Consider the following 5,311-nt stretch of genomic DNA (forward strand, 5'->3'; position numbering starts at 1 on the left):
CTCAATCAGCTGGGTAATCTGCTGCATGGAGAGGAGCAATTTGTCTCAGCCGATGCCGGCTACCAAGGGGCGCCACAGCGCGAGGAGCTGGCCGAAGTGGATGTGGACTGGCTGATCGCCGTGCGCCCCGGCAAGGTAAGAACCTTGAAATAGCATCCGGGCCAAGGTGGAGCACCCATTTCGCATCATCAAGCGACAGTTCGGCTTCGTGAAAGCCAGATACAAGGGGTTGCTGAAAAACGATAACCAACTGGCGATGTTATTCACCCTGGCCAACCTGTTTCGGGCGGTCCAAATGATACGTCAGTGGGAGAGATCTCACTAAAAACTGGGAATAGCGCCTTAAATGGCGAAGAAACGGTCTAAATAGGCTGATTCAAGGCATTTACGGGAGAAAAAATCGGCTCAAGCATGAAGAAATGAAATGACTGCGTCAGCCGAGAAGAATTTCCCCGCTTATTCGCACCTTCCCAAGAGAAAAAGGCCCTGATGCAACAACTGCTGACCGGCAAACGGCGGGTTTAAATGGATTTAATGGTGATACGATGACTGCACATATTATAGATAGATTTGGTTCCCCAAAAAATTGGAAGCTTGCTTGTGTTAAATGGTTCGGAGGTCGTAACAACAACACAGGCAGAGATAACCAGTTTGGTTTTTTAGCAACAAATGGAAGTGAAGATATTTTTGTGCATAAGAATGCAGTCATCAATAAGCCATTATTGGTGGAAGGTGAAATCGTACTCTATGAAATAGGTAAGGATAACAGAGGCAAAGTAAATGCATCTAATGCTTATGCGCTTTCAAAAAATGACAATAATCTAACAGAAATACTCTATCAGTATTTGGTTTTTTCTGATGAGTTTGTTGAGTTACGTGATTCTTCAATCAAGAAGACTTTAGCTGATTTGTTTGATTGCAATGATGCTTATCGTATCGTGGATAAATTTTCACAAAACTCTGAGCGTATCGCAGAGTTCATTTCCATAATAATGGCATGTAGCAATAAAAATAGTTTGCTAACAGTGTATATCGAAAAAATTGGCCTTATTAAGGCAATATCCAGTGGCATTCGACTATCAATAATACCAAGCGATTTGATTGCTCATCATGTCAATAAATTTGGGGTCCCGGAGTCCATATCACAGGGTATACCGATATCGAGCATGCCAGATAGGTTGGTTCTTGATTATATTTCTACAGTAGGGATTATAGAGGCCATTTCTCACGGTATCCCTGTTGCTAGGATACCAAGAAAGTTGATTCTGGTGCATGTAAATAATGTTGGAGTTATTGCCGCTGTTTCAGATGGTATTCCGATATCAGAAATCCCGGATGATTTAATTTCGAAACATGTACAGTCGGTAGGAATAGTTAATGCCTTGGCGCAAGGAATTCCTCTTAATAGAATATCAATAGATATCATTTTGAACTTCGTAAAATGTGTAGGCGTCATTAGCGCTAACTCTAATGGCATACCATTGTCAATGGTGCCAGATGATTTGATAGTAGAATGTTTTATAAAGGATGGTGTTATAATTGATATTGAAAATGGTATTCCTTTATCTTATCTACCAAGAGGTTTAATTGCGAAACATGCAAGAAGTGTTGGTATTGATGAAGTCAAGTTGCACGGCATTCCACTAACGGAAATACCAAAGCAAGTAATATCAGATTTTGTTAAATCCGTAGGACTTAAAAAAGCGATTTCTCATGGTGTTCGGCCTGCTGATATGTCAAGTCAGTTAATAGATGACATCACAAGTAAAAAAGGTATTGCTTATGTCATCTCAAATGGAGTTCCTCCATTATTGATTAGTAAGGAGTTAATTGACAATCAAATTGAAGCCTTTACTACATTCATTGTAGATATGCAGGCCGGCAAGATTAAAGTAAATGCATTACTAAGTGAAATAATAAACCACATTTCATTTAGCGCCGCTCTATATCTTGGGTTTAATCAGGTGGTGGATTCAAAAGAGATATTAGAAGTTTGGCGAGATGACATGGAAGATTTTGTTACCAAACAATTTACCAACGAAAAAATTAATGTTGCCAACTTTGTTATGGGTGCTTACCAAAAAAATATAACCACCTATGATCAATATCGTCAGCACCCACTAATCAAGCCATTTGCTGATGCATTTTACACTAAGGAAAAAATTTTCTTAAAAGATTTAAGCTTTATAGATGACATAATGAATTCGCCTACACTATCTATTGATCCAGAATTCTACATTTTAGCGAATTTAATACCAATCATTAATCAATCCAACACTCCTGATGCTATCATCGCCTCTATCCTGCATGACATATGGGAAGCCTTGCTTACGAATAAATTTCGTATTGATCATCCTTCATTTTTTAATCTTTTCCCACGCTGCCAAACACTAGCAGAACACTTTCCATATATAGATTTATCCTGCGAAGCATTTTATTGGAAAACGCAAACACCAGAAGAAATAAAAAATTCTCAAAAACGTTATCCTCATAATCTCTCTCGTATTTCAAATGCGACAAATGTTGAGGCTGATACTAGTATATTTTTATGTCGTGGCAAAAAATGTACAGATCAGCATGTAATACCAAACCTTAATAAACATTATCTTGAGTTTAGCTTGTATGATTGGTTAAGCCATTATGGAGCTAAATATGAGTTGTTAAATAAACCATCTAAAAGAGATCTCCCAATTAAACTTGCAGGATATCTGAATCGTATGCGAGAAATTTTTCCTAGGCTGCATTGTCGTTGCTGCGGTATGCTTATGAAGCCTAACCTTAGTTACGCGCTAGTCGAAGTAACGACATTTGATATTAAATCCAATTCATTTATTACCAAGCCAAAAAGTGCAGCATACCGAGCGACAGTTTTTTATTGTGCAAATGAATGTTGTGTAGAGCATAAAATAAACTATTACATCAATCACTGCATTGGTTTTAAATGCTATGAAATAATAGATAGTCGAGACCTAAAGCAAAAGTGTTCAGAAGGTCGGTACATCTGTACGTCGTGTGGCAGTTGCTGTACTTATCACAAAGAAAAATACGGCAATGTTAATAATGGCGAGTCTGATAGTATCAAATATCAAAAAATATATAATGACTCTCCATTTTATTCTGGGGGAAAGGGTGATGTGGAATAAAAAATTACCACGGTTTCAGGAAGAGTACAGCGCCAAGATCCCAGCTCTGACCCTGCTGACCCAGCTGGGCTGGTCGTTCGGTATTCCCCCCATTCTTAGGGGCACTCAAAAGTAGAGGTCATGCGGCCTGCATTAGGCACTGTTTTGGTGTGTAGCCACCCAGCGCCATATTGGGCCGCTCATGGTTATACGTCCACAACCAGTTTGTGGCAAATGCCTGCAATTCATTCAGTGACTTGCGTATTCCGGTGAAGTTGAACAGTGATTCCGGAATCTGTGAACACCATTTCCGGAAAGTATGCGGCCAGGGATTCTGCGAGCAGAAGCTGAGCTTTGAGGGGAGGCATCTTCTCGACTCACCGAAGGAAAGTGCGAACAAGTATCCCACGAACAAAAAATGAAAATTTTAGTCATTTAATATCAATGGGTTACCAGTAAATGCTCTCGTGCCATATGACTTATTCGCACCTTCCCTAAATGTGCGATAGCAATGCCATCTGTCAATACATATCCAGTCCGTTCAGATGATTACATCATCCGTCTATTCTATACGCTGGTTATTCAGGACTTCGTACTGTTCGCCATCGTGCTGAGTTCCATCCCCCCCAGTGTGCCCTCAATGTACCAAACGCAAAGTTGCTAACCGGCCCTTCTGTTTGGCAACTCTACTCTTCACAGACATCACAGCGAACAACGCGAATAACCTCGATCTCTTTTTTGGTCATAATCTTCATCTCTGGCCGCTCAATTTATGCAGGTCAGTTGCTCATTGTGCTACATCTTTCTACTAACTGTACTTCGGGCTAGCTGTAGCGTTTGGTCTAGGCGTAAAGTGGACCGTGAGATGCCTACAAAACTACTGGCGATTCAATTTGATAACTTCTGGTAAGACATGAAATGAACAAAGTCACCAGCTACAACCAACTCGACAAACTGGGGCGAGTCAGGCTTTCAAAACACTTTTTTATGCGCGATTTTCTTTACAGCGAAATCGCTGTTTGGAACGGGTTCAAAAACGTGCCGGATTTTCCGGATGTAGCCATCACCTATGGCCGTAAACTCTGCGAGGAATTGCTTGAGCCGCTTCAGGCTACATTCGGTCGCATCCACATCCGCTCAGCATACCGCTCCCCTGAAGTGAACGATTTCGGGAACAAGGGTGGATTCAACTGTGCAGCCAATGAGGCAAACTATGCCAGCCACATCTGGGATTATCCAGACGCTAATGGGAAGCACGGCGCTACGGCCTGCATTGTCGTTCCATGGCTGATTGCTCACATTGAGAAGGGGGGAAGCTGGACCGACATGGCCTGGTGGATCCACGACCATCTACCTTACAGTTCATTGCAGTTTTTCAGTACCAATGCCTTCAACATCAACTGGCATGAAGCCCCGGTACGTCGGATTTATAGTTACGCGGCTCCTAAAGGCATTCTTACTGAACCGGGCATGGAAAACCATGTGGGGCTCCATGCCGATTGCTACAAGGCCTTTCCAAGCCTGTCTGCTGACGTAGGAGTAAGAGGAAACAGTTCCGACAAATATGTTATGCACAGCGAAAAGTTCACTGCCACCGGAGTAGTGTTCCACACCCCAATGTGTCTGACTTGCAAGTGGCGTAATAAGGTGCCCGCCCCCCGCCACTGCCTCGCCTTCCCCGAAGGGATCCCTACTGCGATTTTGGTCGGGGAGGCTGACCACACTAAGCCGTATGAAGGCGACAACGGCTTGCAGTATGAGAAGGGCGATCCTGACTATTAACTTTTATTGAGGAACGAAATCATGAAGCATGATCTGACCCTGGAATAAAGCAGGCCAGCAGCCAGACACATGGACCCCTGTACTGGTTCGAGCGGCAATGTAGTGGTCTAGTCATCCTTCGGCAACAACCGAGATAGGCCCACTTGAGCCGGTAGTTTCCCGATGACCTCAATCTGCCAACCCGTCATATTGGCCCGACAGATGTGATACTGGTGCGTGATATTGGCCTGTGCTTGCAAGGCGTGACGGGCTTTATCCAGTGCCTCAGTTGCATTGATGCCAATGCGGTTCAGCAAGAGGTTAACGCGGGTCTCCATAGATTGGCCCCTTGAAGATCCAGACACTTCGCCCCTCTTAACTTAAGAGGTAGTCTTGGAGCTATGTTCAGTACTAGTCACAACGAGAAG

At 42.9% G+C, this 5,311-nt stretch carries 3 protein-coding genes and 2 pseudogenes; 3 read left to right on the forward strand and 2 right to left on the reverse strand.

Features of this window, described 5'->3' with window-relative positions:
- Together AB5Y54_RS17860 and AB5Y54_RS17865 are read left to right on the forward strand one after the other, a co-directional pair.
- Nucleotides 1–325, forward strand: a pseudogene (locus tag AB5Y54_RS17860) (transposase); the annotation flags it as partial.
- 220 nt (nucleotides 326–545) lie between these two features.
- A complete protein-coding gene (locus AB5Y54_RS17865; protein WP_143237420.1) occupies nucleotides 546–3,143 on the forward strand; it encodes a cold shock domain-containing protein in 2,598 nt (865 codons plus the stop codon).
- A 118-nt stretch (nucleotides 3,144–3,261) separates the two neighbouring features.
- Here the strand turns inward: AB5Y54_RS17865 and AB5Y54_RS17870 are convergent.
- Nucleotides 3,262–3,381: pseudogene (locus tag AB5Y54_RS17870) on the reverse strand (integrase core domain-containing protein); the annotation flags it as partial.
- Between the two features lie 659 nt (nucleotides 3,382–4,040).
- Here AB5Y54_RS17870 and AB5Y54_RS17875 point away from each other — a divergent pair.
- The gene (locus tag AB5Y54_RS17875; RefSeq protein WP_197971577.1) at nucleotides 4,041–4,904 is read left to right on the forward strand and encodes a hypothetical protein; all 864 of its coding nucleotides are present in this window, start codon (nucleotides 4,041–4,043) and stop codon (nucleotides 4,902–4,904) included.
- Nucleotides 4,905–5,011: 107 nt separating this feature from the next.
- Here the strand turns inward: AB5Y54_RS17875 and AB5Y54_RS17880 are convergent, their stop codons facing one another.
- On the reverse strand, nucleotides 5,012–5,221 hold the full coding sequence (locus AB5Y54_RS17880; protein WP_143237418.1) for a hypothetical protein: 210 nt from the start codon (nucleotides 5,219–5,221) through the stop codon (nucleotides 5,012–5,014).
- Between the last annotated feature and the right edge of the window lie 90 nt (nucleotides 5,222–5,311).

The organism is Aeromonas sp. s9 (assembly GCF_040907765.1).
GTDB classification, from domain to species: Bacteria; Pseudomonadota; Gammaproteobacteria; order Enterobacterales; family Aeromonadaceae; genus Aeromonas; species Aeromonas caviae.

Bases quoted from the DNA above. Each gene is read 5' to 3' on its own strand.
- AB5Y54_RS17875 (WP_197971577.1), top strand. From the start codon at position 4,041: ATGAACAAAGTCACCAGCTACAACCAACTCGACAAACTGGGGCGAGTC.
- AB5Y54_RS17865 (WP_143237420.1), top strand. From the start codon at position 546: ATGACTGCACATATTATAGATAGATTTGGTTCCCCAAAAAATTGGAAG.
- AB5Y54_RS17880 (WP_143237418.1), bottom strand. From the start codon at position 5,221: ATGGAGACCCGCGTTAACCTCTTGCTGAACCGCATTGGCATCAATGCA.